General features: G+C 65.3%; 16 protein-coding genes. 7 read left to right on the plus strand and 9 right to left on the minus strand.

Translation table 11 applies throughout. The features are described from left to right. The first annotated feature begins 28 nt into the window (after positions 1–28). From FLQ03_RS14975 to FLQ03_RS14985, 3 genes are all read left to right on the plus strand, one after another. A complete protein-coding gene (locus FLQ03_RS14975) occupies positions 29–1,462 on the plus strand; it encodes a GGDEF domain-containing protein (RefSeq protein ID WP_144371695.1) in 1,434 nt (477 codons plus the stop codon). Positions 1,463–1,671: 209 nt separating this feature from the next. Continuing rightward, entirely contained in the window at positions 1,672–2,901 is a 1,230-nt protein-coding gene (locus FLQ03_RS14980; RefSeq protein WP_144371696.1) for a sugar MFS transporter, read from the plus strand. 359 nt (positions 2,902–3,260) lie between these two features. Beyond that, positions 3,261–5,258: a methyl-accepting chemotaxis protein gene (locus FLQ03_RS14985; protein ID WP_144371697.1), complete on the plus strand. Its 1,998-nt coding sequence runs from the start codon at positions 3,261–3,263 to the stop codon at positions 5,256–5,258. Between the two features lie 7 nt (positions 5,259–5,265). Here FLQ03_RS14985 and FLQ03_RS14990 read toward each other — a convergent pair whose 3' ends face one another. The 3 genes from FLQ03_RS14990 to FLQ03_RS15000 all read right to left on the minus strand — a co-directional run bounded on the left by FLQ03_RS14990 (position 5,266) and on the right by FLQ03_RS15000 (position 8,378). After that, positions 5,266–6,936, minus strand: a complete 1,671-nt coding sequence (locus FLQ03_RS14990; RefSeq protein ID WP_144371698.1) for a diguanylate cyclase domain-containing protein — start codon at positions 6,934–6,936, stop codon at positions 5,266–5,268. Next, positions 6,930–7,745, minus strand: a complete 816-nt coding sequence (locus FLQ03_RS14995) for an alpha/beta fold hydrolase (RefSeq protein ID WP_144371699.1) — start codon at positions 7,743–7,745, stop codon at positions 6,930–6,932. The genes FLQ03_RS14990 and FLQ03_RS14995 overlap by 7 nt, the downstream gene beginning before the upstream one ends. Before the next feature lie 129 nt (positions 7,746–7,874). Then, positions 7,875–8,378, minus strand: coding sequence for a hypothetical protein (locus FLQ03_RS15000; protein ID WP_144371700.1), 504 nt, complete (start codon positions 8,376–8,378; stop codon positions 7,875–7,877). 104 nt (positions 8,379–8,482) lie between these two features. Here FLQ03_RS15000 and FLQ03_RS15005 point away from each other — a divergent pair, with 104 nt between their 5' ends. Then, positions 8,483–9,055: a GNAT family N-acetyltransferase gene (locus FLQ03_RS15005; RefSeq protein WP_144371701.1), complete on the plus strand. Its 573-nt coding sequence runs from the start codon at positions 8,483–8,485 to the stop codon at positions 9,053–9,055. Between the two features lie 190 nt (positions 9,056–9,245). On the opposite strand, the gene FLQ03_RS19170 is transcribed toward FLQ03_RS15005, so the two are convergent. Both FLQ03_RS19170 and FLQ03_RS15010 read right to left on the minus strand, forming a co-directional pair. Continuing rightward, complete coding sequence (locus tag FLQ03_RS19170) at positions 9,246–9,395, minus strand: hypothetical protein (RefSeq protein WP_170252434.1); 150 nt, start codon at positions 9,393–9,395, stop codon at positions 9,246–9,248. Positions 9,396–9,410: 15 nt separating this feature from the next. Then, positions 9,411–9,989, minus strand: coding sequence for a LexA family protein (locus FLQ03_RS15010; RefSeq protein ID WP_144371702.1), 579 nt, complete (start codon positions 9,987–9,989; stop codon positions 9,411–9,413). Between the two features lie 192 nt (positions 9,990–10,181). Between FLQ03_RS15010 and FLQ03_RS15015 the strand changes: the two genes are divergently transcribed. Further along, the gene (locus tag FLQ03_RS15015; RefSeq protein WP_144371703.1) at positions 10,182–10,925 is read left to right on the plus strand and encodes a substrate-binding periplasmic protein; all 744 of its coding nucleotides are present in this window, start codon (positions 10,182–10,184) and stop codon (positions 10,923–10,925) included. 66 nt (positions 10,926–10,991) lie between these two features. Here the strand turns inward: FLQ03_RS15015 and FLQ03_RS15020 are convergent, their stop codons facing one another. Then, positions 10,992–11,618: an SAM-dependent methyltransferase gene (locus FLQ03_RS15020; RefSeq protein WP_144371704.1), complete on the minus strand. Its 627-nt coding sequence runs from the start codon at positions 11,616–11,618 to the stop codon at positions 10,992–10,994. After that, entirely contained in the window at positions 11,615–12,232 is a 618-nt protein-coding gene (locus FLQ03_RS15025; protein WP_144371705.1) for a UPF0149 family protein, read from the minus strand. Before FLQ03_RS15025 ends, FLQ03_RS15020 begins: the two co-directional genes overlap by 4 nt. Positions 12,233–12,313: 81 nt before the next feature. Between FLQ03_RS15025 and FLQ03_RS15030 the strand changes: the two genes are divergently transcribed. Further along, the gene (locus tag FLQ03_RS15030; RefSeq protein WP_170252435.1) at positions 12,314–13,228 is read left to right on the plus strand and encodes a pseudouridine synthase; all 915 of its coding nucleotides are present in this window, start codon (positions 12,314–12,316) and stop codon (positions 13,226–13,228) included. After that, on the plus strand, positions 13,225–13,809 hold the full coding sequence (mobA, locus tag FLQ03_RS15035; protein ID WP_144371706.1) for a molybdenum cofactor guanylyltransferase MobA: 585 nt from the start codon (positions 13,225–13,227) through the stop codon (positions 13,807–13,809). Before FLQ03_RS15030 ends, mobA begins: the two co-directional genes overlap by 4 nt. A 281-nt stretch (positions 13,810–14,090) precedes the next feature. Here the strand turns inward: mobA and FLQ03_RS15040 are convergent, their stop codons facing one another. Beyond that, complete coding sequence (locus FLQ03_RS15040) at positions 14,091–14,612, minus strand: SRPBCC family protein (RefSeq protein WP_144371707.1); 522 nt, start codon at positions 14,610–14,612, stop codon at positions 14,091–14,093. A gap of 107 nt (positions 14,613–14,719) precedes the next feature. After that, positions 14,720–15,643, minus strand: coding sequence for a LysR family transcriptional regulator (locus tag FLQ03_RS15045; RefSeq protein WP_144371708.1), 924 nt, complete (start codon positions 15,641–15,643; stop codon positions 14,720–14,722). Between the last annotated feature and the right edge of the window lie 34 nt (positions 15,644–15,677).

Genomic DNA, 15,677 nt, shown 5'->3' on the forward strand with positions numbered 1-15,677 from the left:
CGGCAGTGCGCGGATAGGAGGCTAAGCGATGGCCGTGATTGCCCCGCAGCAAAACCTGGACCGGCTGCACTGGCTGTTCGTCGCCACGCTGCTGCTGTTTGCCGTGTTTACCTGTCTGTTCGGCCTGTCGCTGTATACCGAGTGGCGGCTGGACCGCGCCCACGAGCGCCGCTACCAGTCCTATCTGCTGGCCGACGAACTACGCCAGTCTTCCGACGACCTCACCCGCATGGCGCGTAGCTACATCGCCAGCGGCAACCCCAAGTATCTGGCTTACTACGACGAAATTCTCGCCATTCGGGATGGCCGCATCGCGCGACCCTTGCATTACAACCGCATCTACTGGGACCTGGTGTTTCCGCGGCAGCAGCGGCCGCAGCAGCGTGGCGAGCCAGCCAGCCTGCTGGGCTTGATGCAGCGCGGCGGTTTTTCGGCGCTGGAGCTGGCCCGTCTGACCGAGGCCAAGCAGCAATCGGACCGGCTGACGCTGCGCGAGCGCGAGGCCATGGCGATGCTGGCGCGGGCCGACAGCCTGCCGTCGCGTGAGGCGGCAGCGCTACGCGAGGCGGCCAGGCTGATGCTGAATGACGAAGCCTACTTTCTGGCCAAGGCCCGCATCATGCGCCCGATCGACGAGGTCTACGGCCTGATTGAGCAACGCACCGCCTTCGAAGTCACCCAAGCTGCGCAACAGGCCGCTTTGGTGCGGCTGGCGTTCATGCTGGTGGCGCTGGGCTTGTGCCTGCTGCTGTTGCGCATGCGGCGCTACAGCCGCGAGGTGCTGGGCTGCAATTTGCGCCAGCTATACGGCTATATCGTGCAGCTGGGCCGCGAGCCGCCGCCCCGGATACCGGCCCGCAGCGGCAGTGACGATACCGTGCTGGCATGGCTGGTGCGCACTGATGCCAGGCTACGGCAGCTGGCGGCAGCGCAGACCCGGGTTCAGCAGCAGCTGGTGCGCCAGGCGCTGACCGATACGCTGACCGGCCTCGGCAACCGGCGTGCGCTGCAACAGCAGCTTGCCGACTGGCTGGCGTTGCCGCCGCCGGCCGCCTGGGGGCTGGCGTATCTGGATCTGGACGGCTTCAAGCCGGTGAACGACCAGCACGGCCACGCGGTCGGCGATGCCCTGCTGCAGGCGCTAGCGCAAACGCTGGGTCGCTTGTCGCCGCCGCCGTTATGCGTGGCCCGGGTAGGTGGCGACGAGTTCGTGTTGTTGCTGGAAGGGGGGGCTGCGGTGTTGCAGACCGACATGCAGCGCCTGGTGGCCGACATTGCCCAGCCGGTAGAAGTGGCCGGGTGCCGCTTGCAGGTATCGGTCAGCCTGGGTTTGCTCACCTTCGCGGCCGGCCCGGTGCCTGGGGTGGATGCGGTCTTGCAGCAGGCGGATGGCCTGATGTACCGCGCCAAGCAGCAAGGCAAGAACCGGGTGTGTTGGCAGCAATGGCAGCAAGCTTTGTAGTTTTCTTACTTGAAACTTACATCAAAATTACAGGCTCGTTGGGTCTTTGTCCGTTTTCTGACGATGGCTGCCGTGCTAGGTGTCTGTTTTAAAAGGGAATGTTATTGGCATGCCGGTAGGGGCGGGCGCGCAGCGCTGAAAACAGTCGAGTACAACGCCGCTTGAACTTAGACTGCGCATCCTTCGCACACTACCGGAGCCGGTACACCATGCACGCGCCTGAACAGACGCAATACGGCAAGCCGCTTGCCGTCCTGACTACCCTGTTTTTCATGTGGGGCCTGATTACCTCGCTGAACGACATCCTGATCCCGCACCTGAAGGGCGTGTTTGCCCTGAGTTACGTGCAGGCCGCACTGATCCAATTCAGCTTCTTTACCGCCTACTTCGTGGTATCGCTGCCGGCTGGCCGCCTGGTGCACGCGCTGGGTTACCAGCGCGGTATCGTGACCGGCCTGGGCATTGCCGGCATCGGCTGTCTGCTGTTCTACCCGGCGGCGGCCATGCTGTCCTACCCGGCGTTCCTGGCCGCGCTGTTTGTGTTGGCTTCCGGCATTACCATCCTGCAAGTGGCGGCCAACCCCTACGTGACCCGCCTGGGGCCGGTCAAAACCGCCTCCAGCCGCCTTAACCTTACCCAGGCCTTCAACTCGTTGGGCACCACCGTGGCGCCGCTGCTGGGCGCAATGCTGATCCTGGCCGGTACCCAGCACGTTACCGGTGGCAATGCTGCCGACAAGGCGCTGGCCGAGGCCGCCTCGGTACAAGGCCCGTACCTGATGCTGGCTGCCGTGCTGTTCATCATCGCGGCGGTGTTTGCCACGCTGCGGCTGCCGGTTATCGACGACCAGGCAGTCAGCCAGCAACAGGCCGACGGCAGCGTCTGGCAGCACCGCCACCTGGTACTGGGGGCGCTGGGCATTTTTGTGTATGTCGGGGGTGAGGTCGGTATCGGCAGCTTCCTGGTCAGCCTGATGGAGCAGCCGGACGTGGGCGGCCTTAGCCAGGCCGAAGCCGGCAAGCTGCTGGCCTTGTACTGGGGCGGGGCCATGGTTGGCCGCTTTTTCGGTAGCGCCATCATGCGCCATGTGGCGGCCAACAAGGTGCTGGCCTTCAATGCGCTGCTGTCGGTGCTGCTGATTGCCGTTGCCATGCTGCTGGGGGGCAAGCTGGCGATGTGGACCTTGCTGGCAGTGGGCTTGTGTAACTCCATCATGTTCCCCACCATCTTCTCGCTGGCGCTGACCGGGCTGGGCCGCCTTACGGGGGCCGGTTCGGGCGTACTGTGCATGGCGATTGTCGGCGGTGCCTTGCTGCCCCTGCTGCAAGCTGCGGTGGCCGATCATGTCAGCCTGCTGGCTTCGTTCGGCATTCCGCTGCTGTGTTACCTGTTCATCTTCTACTACGGTGTCGCAGGTTACCGGCCACGCCAAGCCTGACCTGGCGCCCGCCCTGTGGCGGGCATGCCAGACCATCAAGCCTCGCCTGAAGGCGTCAGACGGGCGACAACCCCCTGTTTGCTTTGCAAACAGGGGGTTGTCTTGTAAGCAGCACAGCTTGCAGGCTTATGGTGTGATGGGGCGCCACCGGTTAACCCCCGTGGCTGTGCTTTGTAAGCAGTGTTGAAGGTTCTGGTTGGTGGCTTTGCTGTTTTTTATAGAGAACTCTGTGTTCTGGAGGAGTGCGGTCACTTTCTGCCGTGTATCAAGGTGGCTGTGCCGGGTTTGATGCTATTTATTTATCATCATTAGCCCATTGCATGGTGCCGCTACGTTAGCGGCATCGACAGGAGCCCGTCATGTTGTCCAGACTCAACCTCGGTATCAAGCTACTGCTACTGATCATTCCGCTGGCGGTCATGTCCTTGCTACTGGCGGGCGGCCTGGCCTGGCAGCGCTACCAGCTGCTGCAAGACATGCAGTCCACCCGCCAACTGGTGGCACTGGCTGGCGGCGCTTCAGCCCTGGTAGATACGCTGCAGGCCGAGCGCGGGCAGACCAATGGCTATCTGGGCGGGCAGGGTGCGCTGCCGGATACGCTGAAAACGGCGCGTAGCAACACCGACAGCGCGATGCAGGCTTTGCAACAACAGCAGGCAGATCTGGCCGCTAGCCCGCTGGCAGGCCGTGCCGGTGATATCGCCAGCGCGGTGCAGGGCTTGCTGGGGCAGCGCGGGGCCATCGACAGCCGCAGCCTGCCGGCACCGCAAGTGTTCGCCGACTATACCCGTCAGATCGAAGCGCTGCTGGCGTTGGTGGGGGAAACCGCCAAAGCCACGAATCTGGCTGACATCACCCTGTACGGTGTGGCGCTGAGCAACCTGCAATGCGTCAAGGAGTTTGCCGGCCGCGAGCGCGGCTTTGTCAACGGCGTGCTGGCCGGTGGCAGCTTTACCCAGGCCACGCTGAGCCAGGCCATCGGGCTGCAGGCGCAGCAGCGAGCCTGTCAGCAACAGTTGTATGGCTTGTCGCAAAGTGACGTACAAGCCCTGGTCGAGCCACGTCTGCAGTCCACCCAGCACCAGGCGGTACAGCACTTGCGTGAGCAGATCTATGGCGCGCCTGTCGGGTCCCCACTGACGCTGGCGCCCGCCGAGTGGTTCAAGGTGACCTCGGCGCGGATTGGCGAGCTCAAACTGGCCGAAGAGGCAGTGCTGGTCGCCTTGCACCAGCGCATCGAACAGCAGCTGGCCGCTGCTCGCCAGCAACTGTGGCTGACCGTGCTGGCCGTGGCGGGCTTGACCCTGTTGATGACGCTGGGCGGTTTGGCGGTTTACCGCAGCATCCGGCAGCCGGTGCTGAAGCTGGAGCGCATGCTCAGCAGCATGAGTGACAATCTGGACCTGGCGGTGCGGGCCGATCTGCAAGGCAGCGACGAGATTGCGCGCATGGGTCAGGCGCTGGACAAACTGGTTGCGGCGTTCGGCAATACCCTGCGCGTGGTCAAGGCCAATGCCCACCAGTTGCAGCAGGCAGCAGGCAGCCTGCTGCACATCTCGGCGCGCGCCGCCGACGCGGCGGAGTCGCAGAGCAGCGCGTCGACCGAGATCGCCGCCGCCGTCGAGCAGATGTCGGCCGGCATGGCCGCAGTCAGCGGTAATACCCACGACAGCTTGCAGGTGGCCCGTCAGATGCAGCAAGACGTTGGCCGCGGCCGGCAGCGCATGCTGGCCACCACCCAAGCCATGCACGACACCTCGGCCACGGTAGACGAGGCCGGGCGCATGATTACCGCGCTGGCGGACAAGTCGCAAAACATTCGCCGCATCATCACCGCTATCCGCGAGATTGCCGACCAGACCAATCTGCTGGCGCTGAATGCCGCCATCGAAGCAGCCCGTGCTGGCGAGACCGGCCGTGGTTTTGCTGTGGTGGCCGATGAGGTGCGCAAGCTGGCCGAACGCACCAGCAAGGAAACGGTGGAGATTGCCCAACTGGTAGAGGCCATTACCGGCGATACCAGCCAGGCCGCCAGCAGCATGGCCGCTGCGCGGGCTCAGATGGACAAAGGCCTGGGGCTGGTAGCCGACACCCTGAGCGAACTCGACCTGATGAACGAAGAAGCCGGCCAGACTGCGGCCAAGAGCCAGAACACGGCCACGGCCATGCAGGAGCAGAGTGCGGCCAGCACCGAGGTGGCCGTCAATATCAGCCGCATTGCCGCGCTAGCGGAAGACAACGCCAGCATCGTACAGGAGGCAGCCGAGCTGGCCGATCAGTTGAACAATACCGCCAGTACCCTGGTGCAGCAGGTAGACCGCTTCCGTCATACCTCGCAGGCGGCGGGGTTGAGCTGAGCCCGCGTCAAACCGGTGTGGCTGGGCTGGCCAGGCAGTAGCGGTGTTTGCCCTGCCGCTTGGCCTGGTACATGGCCTGATCGGCCAGCGTCAGTAACTGCGCCGGCTGGTGGCCGTGCTGCGGGTGCAGCGCAATGCCGATCGACACCCCGACGCGCACGCTGACGCCCTGATGGCTGATCGGTTCCGCCAGCGCCGTCATGATGCGCTCGGCTACCGTGCTGACCGCCTCGGGGTGGTCGGTCTGCTGCAGCACGATGACGAACTCGTCGCCGCCCAGCCGCGCCACGGTATCGGCCGCACGCAGCAAGCGTTGCAGCCGTCGCGCCACGGTTTGCAGTACCCAGTCGCCCATCTCGTGGCCGAACTCGTCGTTCACCGCCTTGAAACCATCCAGATCCATGAACAACACTGCAATGCGTTGCGGCTGCCGCGCCGACAGCGCGAGCCAGTGTTGCAGCCGCTCCATCATCAGGCGGCGGTTGGCCACGCCGGTCAGGCCGTCGTGCAGCGCCTGGTGGCGGATTTCCGCCTCGCGTTGCAGGCGCTGGCTGATGTCGCTGAACACCGCCACGTAACGCAAGCCGTGGGGTGCGCTGTCGCCGATACGGCTAAGCGACAACGATACCGGACAATCGCTGCCATCCTGGCGCCGGCACCACACGTCGCCGCGCCAGTCGGTTTGCGCCAGCAAGGCGGGCCAGGGCAGCGTGTCGCCGGCGTCGTCGTGCAGAAAATGCGGCAGCAAGCCGCTGACGCTGGCCGCGTCATGGCCGCTCAGGCGGCTGAAGGCCGGGTTGGCCGACAGCAGCCTGGCGTCGGCATCCAGCACCAGGATGGCTTCGGATACCGCGCCGAATACCCCGGCGCTGAGCTGGATGGCAGCGTCGGCCTCCTTGATGCGGGTGACGTTGGTGGTGACGGCATAAAAGCCGTCGATGCCGCCGCTGTCGTTGTGGTCGGGCACGTACTGCGTCAGCGTATGCACCACGCTGCCGTCCGGCATGGCCAGCTGACGTTCGAATTCCTGCGTTTCACCGGCCAGCACGGCGGTAATGTGCGGCCGGCTCAGGTTGAACAGCGTCTCGCCCAGCAAGGCCGACATGGCAATGCCCGGCATCGACGCCGCGTCGCGTCCGAACCAGGCCTGGTACTGGCTGTTGGAAAAGCGGCAGTGCAGGCTGCGGTCCCAGTAGGCAATCAGCGCCGGCACCGCGTCGGTGATCTCGCGCAGAAAGTGTTCGCCGCGGGCGTAGCGGGCCGCCAGCTCATCAGCCTGGTGCCGTGCGGCCAACAGCTCTGCTTCGTAGCGGGTGCGCTGGTGGGTGACAAACAGCACCCAGTAGTAGCAGTCCTGCTGCGCGTCGGGGTGGCGCTGGCAGTTCACCAGCACCGGCAGTGGCGGGCCATCGGGGTTTGCCAGCTGCAGCCGGATCTCAAATACCGCGCCGTCACGCCACAGCATTGGCCAGACGTGGGTTTGCAGGAAGATACGGCTGGGTAGCGGGAACAGCCGTTCCATCGGCTGCTGCAGCCAGTCTGTCTCGTCGCCGCCGGCCAGCTGCAGGGCTTGGTGGTTGATCGCCAGCAGCGTGCCGTGGCGGTCGGTAACCAGTACCGGGCATGGCAGCAGGGTGGCATCCAGCTGTGTCTGCCCGTGGCAGGCCGTGCTCAGCATAGATAACGCTGCATGGCGGCTACCACCAGGTCCGGCCGGCTCATGTGGGCGCAGTGGCCTTGTACGTCCAGTACTTCCAGCGTGCTGTCCGCCAGGTGTCGGTGCAGGTAGTCGCCCACCGCCAGCGGCGCCAGCGCGTCGCTGCGGTGTTGCAGGATCAGCGACGGGCAACGCACCTGTGCCAGGTCGGCGCGGTTGTCGGCAAAGAAGGTGGCGCGGGCAAACACCCGTGCGATGTGCGGGTCGGTGGAGCAGAAGCTGTCGTTGAGCTCGGTGGTGACCTCGTCATGCGGCGCGTCCGGGTTGGCCGCGATGACGACCGGTGCCAGGTAGCTGGCCCAGCCGATGTAGTTCTGGTCCATCAGGTCGAGCAGGCCTTCCAGGTCGCTGGCGTCAAACCCGCCCAGATAGTCTGGCGGATGGTTCAGGAAGCACGGCGACGGGCCGATCAGGACCATCTTGCTGAACAGCCGTGGTCGCGCAATGCTGGCCAGCATGCCGATGCTGCAGCTGACCGAGTGGCCGACAAACACTGCCCCTTCCAGCGCCAGCGCATCGCCGACATCGATCAGGTCCTGCGCGTAGCCAGCGAGGGTGGCGTACTTGCCGGTATCAAACGCCGACCAGTCCGAGCGGCCACTGCCGACATAGTCGAACAGCACTTGGCGATGGCTGTGGCGAAACGCTGGCACCACGCGTTGCCACATGGTCTGGTTGCAGCCAAAGCCGTGCGCGTAGAGCAGGGTGGGGCCGGGGCCGGGCAGCTCGGTAACATGATTGCGGCGGATGACGGGGTGGTCGGGCAGCATGGGGCAACTCCGTGGCGAGCCGGGCGAGCACGGTGGCGGCTTGCCCGTTTGTCTACAACAGATATTGCACGAATTCTATGTGATAAGTTTTAAAAAAGCAGGCATGTCGCCGATGACGGCAGTGCAGGCCTAGCGTGGCACGGCTTGCAGGCTGCGCACGATGCGGTTCAGTGTCTGGGCAAAAAAAGCGTCCAGCGCCGGGCTCATCACATCGCTGTCCGGCGCGGTCAGCGTCATGGTAACCGCGTTACGGCCGAAGCCTATCGCCCAGTGCAAGGTGCGGTACGTGCCGCCGTCGCGGTGGAGGTCAGCACCGGGTGTCGTCAGCACGACCCGGCCCGGTGCCACCTGTGGCTGGCCGCCCTGTTGTTGTGCCAGGTGGCGCACGAAGGCTTCGCCAACGTCGGCGGGGGTGTCGGCGTCGGCGTCCAGTACCAGCGACAAGGCCAGCTCGTATTCAGTGGGAGAGCCTAAGGTGGCCAGCAGCGTCTCGCTGCCATCGTCGCTTGCGACGAGTCGGGTCTGCATGGCGTCAGGCAGCCAGACTTGGACACGATCGTGACCGAAACGCAGCGTCTGGCTGGCGGCCATGACGGGGAACAGGCCAAGCAGCAGGGTGAGCCAGTGTTTCATGTGGTGTGCGGGGTATCGATAATCACAGCATGATGGCATGCTGACGGTGTGATGTCATCCCGCCGCGTTCCTGCGGCCAACCTTGTTGCCGAGCCTATCCGTTGATGAATCCGTCTTTTCCCGCGTTATTGACGCCTCGCCTGCAACTGCGCGAGATCACCCAAGATGATGTGCCGGCCTTGTTTCCGGTGTTTGCCGACGCCGAGGCCATGCGCTGGTTCGGTACCGACCCGGTATGCGACCAGGCGCAGATGGCGCAGGTGGTGGCCTTGTGGCAGGGCTGGCGGCAGTTGCCCAACCCCGGTACCCGCTGGGGCATCGCCTTGCGCGAGGGCGGCCCCTTGCTGGGCACTTGCGGCCTGTTTGCCTGGAACCGCGGCTGGCGCCGCTGCACGCTGGGCTACGAGCTGGGCCGCGCGGCGTGGGGGCACGGTTACATGCAGGAGGCGCTGCAGGCAGTGCTGGCTTGGGGCTTTGCCGACATGGGCCTGCACCGTGTCGATGCCTGCATCCACCCCGACAACGCGGCCTCGCTGAAGCTGGCGCGCAAGCTGGGCTTTGTGGAAGAGGGCCGCTTGCGCGATGCCGGTTACTGGCTGGGGCAGTACCACGATCTGCTGCAGTTTTCGCTGTTGCAGCCCGAGTTTTCGGCCGCCCGGCAGACGGCCGGCGAATGAGGCGGCGGGCAAGTGGCGCGCTTGCTGAACTTGGCAGGCAAAGACAAGCCCCTGCCGGATGATATCGGGCAGGGGCTGGATGGTGGCCAACATCGGGCCTGTCGCTGTGCCCGGCCGCTAAGGGGCCGGGGCGGGGCGGACGCGGTAAGCCGCGTGGCAGCGGCGCGGGCCGAGCACGCGGGGCAAAAGCTTAGCCGACAAACTCTACCGGCGCGTAGTAGCTGCGGCCGGTGCGGGTCAGCAGTACTTGCGGCTGGCCTTCGATCACGGCGCGGAAGGCGCGCGGCAGGCGTTTCCAGTCGCGGAACATCATTTTCACGGTGTCATGTTGCTTGTTCATGGTGCGGGCTCCTGATCAGTCAACTGCATGAATGACATTGGTGACGACGCCCCAGATGAAGAAGCTGGCGTCTTCGGGTACTTCTATCGGTTTGTAGTCCGGGTTTTCCGGCAGCAGGCGGATGCGGCCGGCTGAGCGCTCCAGCCGTTTCACCGTCAGCTCGTCGTTGATCACGGCCACCACCACCTTGCCGTTACGCGGTTCCAGCGAGCGGTCGACCACCAGCAGGTCGCCGTCGTGGATGCCGGCATTGAGCATGGAGTCGCCTTTGACCGTGACCAGAAAGGTAGCAGCCGGTTTGCGCACCAGGTGCTCGTTCAGGTCGATGTCGGCTTCTTTCAGGTCGTCGGCAGCAACGGGCGAGCCGGCCGGCACGCGGCTGGCAAACAGCGGCAGCGACAGGTTTTTCAGCGCTTCGCCCAGCAGGGCGATGTCGCCGGCGCCGTTGCTGCGCAGCGAACGCAGCGTGCGGTATTCGTCCAGCCAGCTTTCCAGTACCGGCTTTAGCGGTTCCGGCACGCGCATGGCCACGGTTTTGTCGCCGCCGAAGCGCGATTTGCGGCCTGCGCCTTCGCGTTTTCCACCTTGTGTCATGTCTGTGATCTCCTTGCTTCTGATTTTGTACGTATTCAAAAGCAAAGGCAAGCGCGATTTTCGTTCCGGATGCAGGGTGTTGTTTTTGTGTTGTTTTATAGAAATGGCGCGTTCCGGGCCAGGTCGGGCTTGTCAGGCTTGTGGCGTGCGAAGGGCGCTGCTAGGCTGCGGGTCTCGATAAGAAAGGGTGCAATGAAACGGCTGATATTGGCGATAGCGCTGCTGCTGACGTGGCCGGCAGCGAGGGCCGAAACCGTGGTGGCCTGCGGTGGCGAAAACGGCTGGCCGCCGTCTTCCTACTTTGGCCCACCGCAGCACAACAATGCCCGCCCGGTGCTGGGTTATTCGCCCGACGTGCTGCACGCCGCGCTGGCTAGCAGTGCTTTCCGCCCCGAGTTTGCGTTGCTGCCGTTCCGCCGCTGCCTGAGTCTGGCCGAGCAGGGGCGCCAGGTGCAAATCGTGATGGGGGCGACCTTTTCGCCGGAGCGGGCGCGGCAGTTTCTGTTTTCGCGCCAATACCTGCATCTGCGTCCGGCAGTTTTCCTGTGGCCTGGCGCCGCCGCTAGCTTGCCATTGTGTGGGTTGACCGGTTTCAACTACGCACCATTCGGGTTGAAGCCGGAAGACGTGGACGAAGGCTCGTCCAGCTATCTGCTGGTGATGAAGAAACTGCAGGCCGGCCGCTGTCGCGGCTTTGCCGAATACGCCGAGGTTGGCCGCGGGCTGCAGTTGCTGGGTTTGCTGGGCGAGGATGGTGGCCGCTTGCAGGTGCGGCTGCTGCCTGGCCTGGTGCCGGTGCCGTTGCATTTCATGGTGTCGCGGCGTTATCCCGGCGCGGAGGTGCTGTTACGGCAGTTGGATACGCAGTTGTCTCAGCTGGCACAAAGCGGCCAACTGGCTACGCTACTGGCGCGCCATCAGGCACCGATGCCGTAGCTAAGGCGGTGTCATGCAAACGCCCTGCCGGGTAAGCCTGGCAGGGCGTTGTGGTTTGGGTGCCGCTCAGGCTGCGGTGGGGCCGGGTTTGCGCGCCACCACCTGCAGCACGGCGGCCATGCCGGTGTGCAGGCTGCCTTCCACTACCTCGCGCTGTACTTCGGCAAAGTGCAGCAGCTCCAGCCCGTCCAGTTCGGCGCGGATGGCGTCCGGTTCCAGCAGCAAGCTGACGTCTTTGGGGCCACCGGTACCGAATGCCAGCTGGCGCGGGGTGTAGCCTTCCAGAATGAACAGCCCGCCAGGCGCCAGGCCGCGCACGCAGTCGCGCAGTACCGTACGGCGCAGCGCGGGTGGCAGGTGGCAGAAAATGGACACGATGGCGTGCCAGTGCGCCGGGGGGATGGCGTAATCAGCCAGGTCGGCCAGCGTGGCGGTGACGGTCAGGCTCTCGCGCGCTGCCCGCTGCAGCAGTTTGATCAGGCCGGTGTGGGCGGCGTCAACGGCGGTGACGTCGTGCCCCAGGCTGGCCAGGTGGATGGCGTTGCGGCCTTCGCCTTCGCCCAGGCTCAGCACGCGGCTGCCGGCGGCCAGCCGGCTGGCCTGCGCCTTCAGGAAGTCGTTGGGCGCGCTGCCGTAGGCGTACTGTTCGCCGGCAAAGCGCGGGTTCCAGAACAGGGCGGCCTGGCTGCTCATGCTTCGTCCTCCGCGTCGGCCTCGGCGGCGGCAATCTCGGCGCGCAAGCGGGCAAAAAAGGCGTGGATGCGCGCTACCGCGTCGCTGATTTCGCCCAGCCACAGTTCGCGCTGCGCGTCGCTGACGCCGGCCAGGAACGGGCGCATATCGGGGTCGGGGTGGTGCTCGAACGCCAGTGCCATGATCGGCGCCAGCGCCGGGGCGGCGTCGGCATCGTCGAACAGCAAGGTCCAGTCTTCGTGCATCAGCTGCATGCCTTCGCTGAAGCCCTCGGCCCAGGCATTGCCGTGCACCTGGCCGTGTTCGTCTTCGTCCAGCCACGGCTGGAACGGCAGACCTTGCTGCAGTGTGTGGGCGATGTCCAGCCAGTGGCCACTGAGCTGGCGCACGAACTGGTCCATCGCCTTGGGCGTGCGGAACGCGTCTTCGTCGTCGAAAGCGGCGCCCAGGATGGCGGGCAGGCACTCTACCGGCTTGATCGCTTCCGGGCCGCACAGCAGGGCGGCAAAAAAGCCGTCCAGTTTTTCCAGGCTCATCGCGCCTTGCGGGGCCAGGCGGGTCAGGGTGGCGGACAGGCGCTGGTAGTCCTGCTCGCTGAGGGCGACGTGTTTCATGGCAGACAAGGCTTTCGTCATGGAAAGCCGGCATTATCCGGTAAAATGCCCGCTTTGCGGCAACCCGTACACCAATCTTTGATGTCTGCTCTCGTTTCCCCCGTGCCGCCGCGTGACGGCGTGGCCGCCAGCTGTCTGGTATTGCCCGCCGGCCCGTGGCCGGATCTGCTTGCGTTCCTGCAGGCCCGCTTTCCGCATGTGGCGGCCAGTTGGGCGCAGCGGCTGGCCGCTGGCCAGCTGTGGGATGATGGCGGCCAACCGTTGCCCTCGCCAGCGCCGTACCGGGCCGGGCAACGTATCTGGTACTTCCGCCAGGTGGTGGGCGAGGTAACGGTGCCGTTCGAGGCGCCCATCCTGTTTCGCGATGATCGCCTGCTGGTGGTAGACAAGCCGCATTTTCTGGCCTGTGTGCCGGGTGGGCGCCACCTGCAGCAAACGGTGCTGACGCGGCTGCGGCAGCTGCCGGGCTTGGCCGCCGTCAGCCCCATTCATCGGCTGGATCGCGAAACCGCCGGCGTGCTGGTGTTCTGCGTGGACCCGGCCTGGCATGGCGCCTATCAGCGCCTGTTCGAGCAGCAGCAGGTTAGCAAGGAGTACGAGGCCATCGCGCCGTGGCCGCCGGTGCAGCTGATACCGCTGGACTACGCCTGCCGGCTGCAGGAGCGCGCCGGCGAGTTCGTGATGAGCGTGGTGCCGGGCGAGCCGAACAGCCATACCCGCATCAGCCTGATCCGGCAGCAGGGCGGCTGGGCGCACTACCGGTTGCAGCCGTCCAGCGGCAAGAAGCACCAGTTGCGCGCGCATATGGCGGCGCTGGGCGTGCCCATCCGGCACGACCCGTGGTACCCGGTGTTCCGCCACGACAAGGCCGACGACGACTTCAGCCAGCCATTGGCGCTGCTGGCGCGCAGCATCGCGTTTACCGATCCGGTGGATGGACGCCCCCGCCACTTTTGCAGCCAGCGCCAGCTGCCCTGGCCGGAGGAGCAAGCATGATCGGTGCACTGATTCTGGCGGGCGGCGAAGGCCGCCGCATGGGCGGGGTAGACAAGGGCTTGCAGCGATTGTGCGGCCAACCTTTATACCGCCATGTATTGCAGGCCCTGTTGCCGCAAGTGGGTTGGCTGGCGATCAGCGCCAATCGCCACCTCGATGACTATGCGGCCAGCGGGCAGCCGGTGTGGCCGGACGCGCCGCACTGGCAGGGCATGGGCCCGCTGGCGGCCTTGGCCACGGCAGCGGCCAGCTTGCCGCCTGCCGTGACGCTGTTGCAAACCGCCCCGTGCGACACGCCGCTACTGCCCGCCGACCTGGTAAGCCGCCTGGCGCAGGCGCTGGGCGATGCCGACGCTGCCATGCCGGTGACGGCGCACGGGCCGCAGCCGGCGTGCCTGTTGCTGCGCGTGACGGCACTGGCCGGTTTGCCGGCCTATCTGGCGGCAGGGGGGCGCAGCATACGCGGCTGGCTGGCGGGGTTGAACGTGGTGACGGTAGATTTTGACGACACGGCTTTTGCCAATGCCAATGATGCCGCCGCGCTGGCGCAGCTTGAAATCGCCATGGGTCGGGCGGGCTAGGTTGGCCGCAAGGCCAGAGTGGGCGTGTTGTGCGGCGAGCAGGCAAAAAAATGGCCGGCATATAGCCGGCACAACGCTCGTATAAGGATGCTCATCTTGGCTTGCCACGCGGCACCCGATGGGTGGGGCGGACAAGTGAAATCAGGGCATTGCGCTTACGAGCCACAACACAACACAGAGAGTGATTGCAGTATAGGGATGGTCATCTCATTCGTGAAATGAATCATTTTCATATTTATCATTCCACCTTGGAATGATTGATTGGCAGCCATGCGCCAGGGTCATGCCTCGGTGCGCAGCAGCTGCCGCGCGGCCTGCACCATGCCGTCCAGCCACTGCTGATGGCCGTGAATCATCGGATGGCTGGGGTCGCTGGCCAGCTGTTTGGCCGGCGCGCCGACCTGGGTTTCCTGGGTCAGGATGCGCACGCGGTTTTCCGACAGCGCCTCGATCAGCCAGGCGTGGTGCACGTCCAGGCGGTCTGTCTCGTCGTTGCCGGCCCAGCCGTGCCAGGCCAGGCGCGCTGGCTGGCCGGCTACCGGGGCAATGCACTCCACCACGCGTGCCTCAACCGGAAAGCCGAAGGTTTCAAAATAGAAGCGGTCGCCCAGCGCCAGCTGCGGCCCCTTGTCGTCATGAAAGCGCGGATTGGCCGAGTTGGCGTAATAGTCTGGCCACAGCGTCGGGGTGGCCAGCAAGTGCCAGGCCGCATCGACGCTGATGCCGGTAACAATCACCTCGTTGCTGCAGAAGTTGTCGGTAAAGCCGGGCACGAAGCCGGCGGGCCACTGGATGTCGCTCATGGGATGTCTCTCGCAAACGTCGGCTGCAACAGGCAGCCGCTACGCTGTGCAAGGTACGCTGCTGCGCGCCGGCAAAACATCACCGCCACGTTGCTTTGCTTGTTACATCAGGTAATGGATGGCGGCGCAGGCAGGCTGCGGACAAACTCGACAAAAGCGCGCAGCCGGGCCGAAGCGTGGCGGCGATCCGGGTACAGCAGCGTGATCTGGCGGCTGCGGCCGGCGTAAGCAGGAAGCACTTCGCATAGTTGGCCGCTGGCCAGTGCGGCCTGCACGATGAAATGGTAGGTCTGGAACAGGCCGCCGCCGGCCAGCCCCAGGCTGATGCAGCCGGCCGGGTCGTCGCGTAGCAGCGGCCCCTGCGGCGGCGTGAGGTCGAAGGGCTGGCCGTCCGGGTCGCAAAACAGCCACGGCGTGGGCCGCCCGCTGCTGGGCTGCACGAAGCGCAAGCAGCAATGCGCCGCCAGCTGGGCGGGGGTGGCGGGCGTGCCGTGCTGTTGTAGATAGGCCGGTGTGGCAAACACGCCCAGCGTGGCCAGCTCCAGCGGGTGGCCGATCAGGCTGGAGTCTGGTGGGGTGCCAATGCGGATGGCAGCGTCGTAGCCTTCTTCTACCAGGTCGGCCACGCGGTTGCTCAGGCTCAGTTCCAGTTCGACTTGCGGGTAGCGCTCGGCAAATGCCGGCAAGGCAGGCAGCAGGCGGTGATTGGCGTACAAGGAGCCGACGCTGATGCGCAAGCGGCCGTGCGGTATCTGCTGCTGGCCACTCAGCGCCTGCTCGGCGGCCTGGATCTGCGTCAGCGCCTGGCGGCACGCCTGCCAGTACAGCTCGCCCTCGGCCGTCAGTTGTACCTGGCGCGTAGTGCGGGCAAACAGGCGCAGGCCCAGCCGCGCTTCCATGCGGGCGATGGCGCGGCTGACCGACGCCGGCGTCAGCCCCAGTGCCTCGGCCGCTGCCGTAAAGCTACCCAGCTCGGCGGCTTTGCAGAACAGCTCGATACTGCCTAACTGGATGGCTTGTTGGGTGCGCATGCTTGTTCTCCGCTGTAACAAGCAAGGCATGATA

The organism is Vogesella urethralis, assembly GCF_007644045.2.
Taxonomy (GTDB): domain Bacteria; phylum Pseudomonadota; class Gammaproteobacteria; order Burkholderiales; family Chromobacteriaceae; genus Vogesella; species Vogesella urethralis.

Excerpts from the sequence above, each read along its gene's own strand:
- FLQ03_RS15010 (WP_144371702.1), bottom strand. The coding sequence starts at position 9,989 with ATGACACAAGGTGGAAAACGCGAAGGCGCAGGCCGCAAATCGCGCTTC.
- FLQ03_RS14995 (WP_144371699.1), bottom strand. The coding sequence starts at position 7,745 with ATGCTGCCCGACCACCCCGTCATCCGCCGCAATCATGTTACCGAGCTG.
- FLQ03_RS15015 (WP_144371703.1), top strand. The coding sequence starts at position 10,182 with ATGAAACGGCTGATATTGGCGATAGCGCTGCTGCTGACGTGGCCGGCA.
- FLQ03_RS15025 (WP_144371705.1), bottom strand. The coding sequence starts at position 12,232 with ATGAAACACGTCGCCCTCAGCGAGCAGGACTACCAGCGCCTGTCCGCC.
- FLQ03_RS15000 (WP_144371700.1), bottom strand. The coding sequence starts at position 8,378 with ATGAAACACTGGCTCACCCTGCTGCTTGGCCTGTTCCCCGTCATGGCC.
- FLQ03_RS19170 (WP_170252434.1), bottom strand. The coding sequence starts at position 9,395 with ATGAACAAGCAACATGACACCGTGAAAATGATGTTCCGCGACTGGAAA.
- FLQ03_RS14985 (WP_144371697.1), top strand. The coding sequence starts at position 3,261 with ATGTTGTCCAGACTCAACCTCGGTATCAAGCTACTGCTACTGATCATT.
- FLQ03_RS15045 (WP_144371708.1), bottom strand. The coding sequence starts at position 15,643 with ATGCGCACCCAACAAGCCATCCAGTTAGGCAGTATCGAGCTGTTCTGC.
- FLQ03_RS14980 (WP_144371696.1), top strand. The coding sequence starts at position 1,672 with ATGCACGCGCCTGAACAGACGCAATACGGCAAGCCGCTTGCCGTCCTG.
- FLQ03_RS14975 (WP_144371695.1), top strand. The coding sequence starts at position 29 with ATGGCCGTGATTGCCCCGCAGCAAAACCTGGACCGGCTGCACTGGCTG.
- FLQ03_RS15040 (WP_144371707.1), bottom strand. The coding sequence starts at position 14,612 with ATGAGCGACATCCAGTGGCCCGCCGGCTTCGTGCCCGGCTTTACCGAC.
- FLQ03_RS14990 (WP_144371698.1), bottom strand. The coding sequence starts at position 6,936 with ATGCTGAGCACGGCCTGCCACGGGCAGACACAGCTGGATGCCACCCTG.
- mobA (WP_144371706.1), top strand. The coding sequence starts at position 13,225 with ATGATCGGTGCACTGATTCTGGCGGGCGGCGAAGGCCGCCGCATGGGC.
- FLQ03_RS15005 (WP_144371701.1), top strand. The coding sequence starts at position 8,483 with ATGAATCCGTCTTTTCCCGCGTTATTGACGCCTCGCCTGCAACTGCGC.
- FLQ03_RS15020 (WP_144371704.1), bottom strand. The coding sequence starts at position 11,618 with ATGAGCAGCCAGGCCGCCCTGTTCTGGAACCCGCGCTTTGCCGGCGAA.
- FLQ03_RS15030 (WP_170252435.1), top strand. The coding sequence starts at position 12,314 with ATGTCTGCTCTCGTTTCCCCCGTGCCGCCGCGTGACGGCGTGGCCGCC.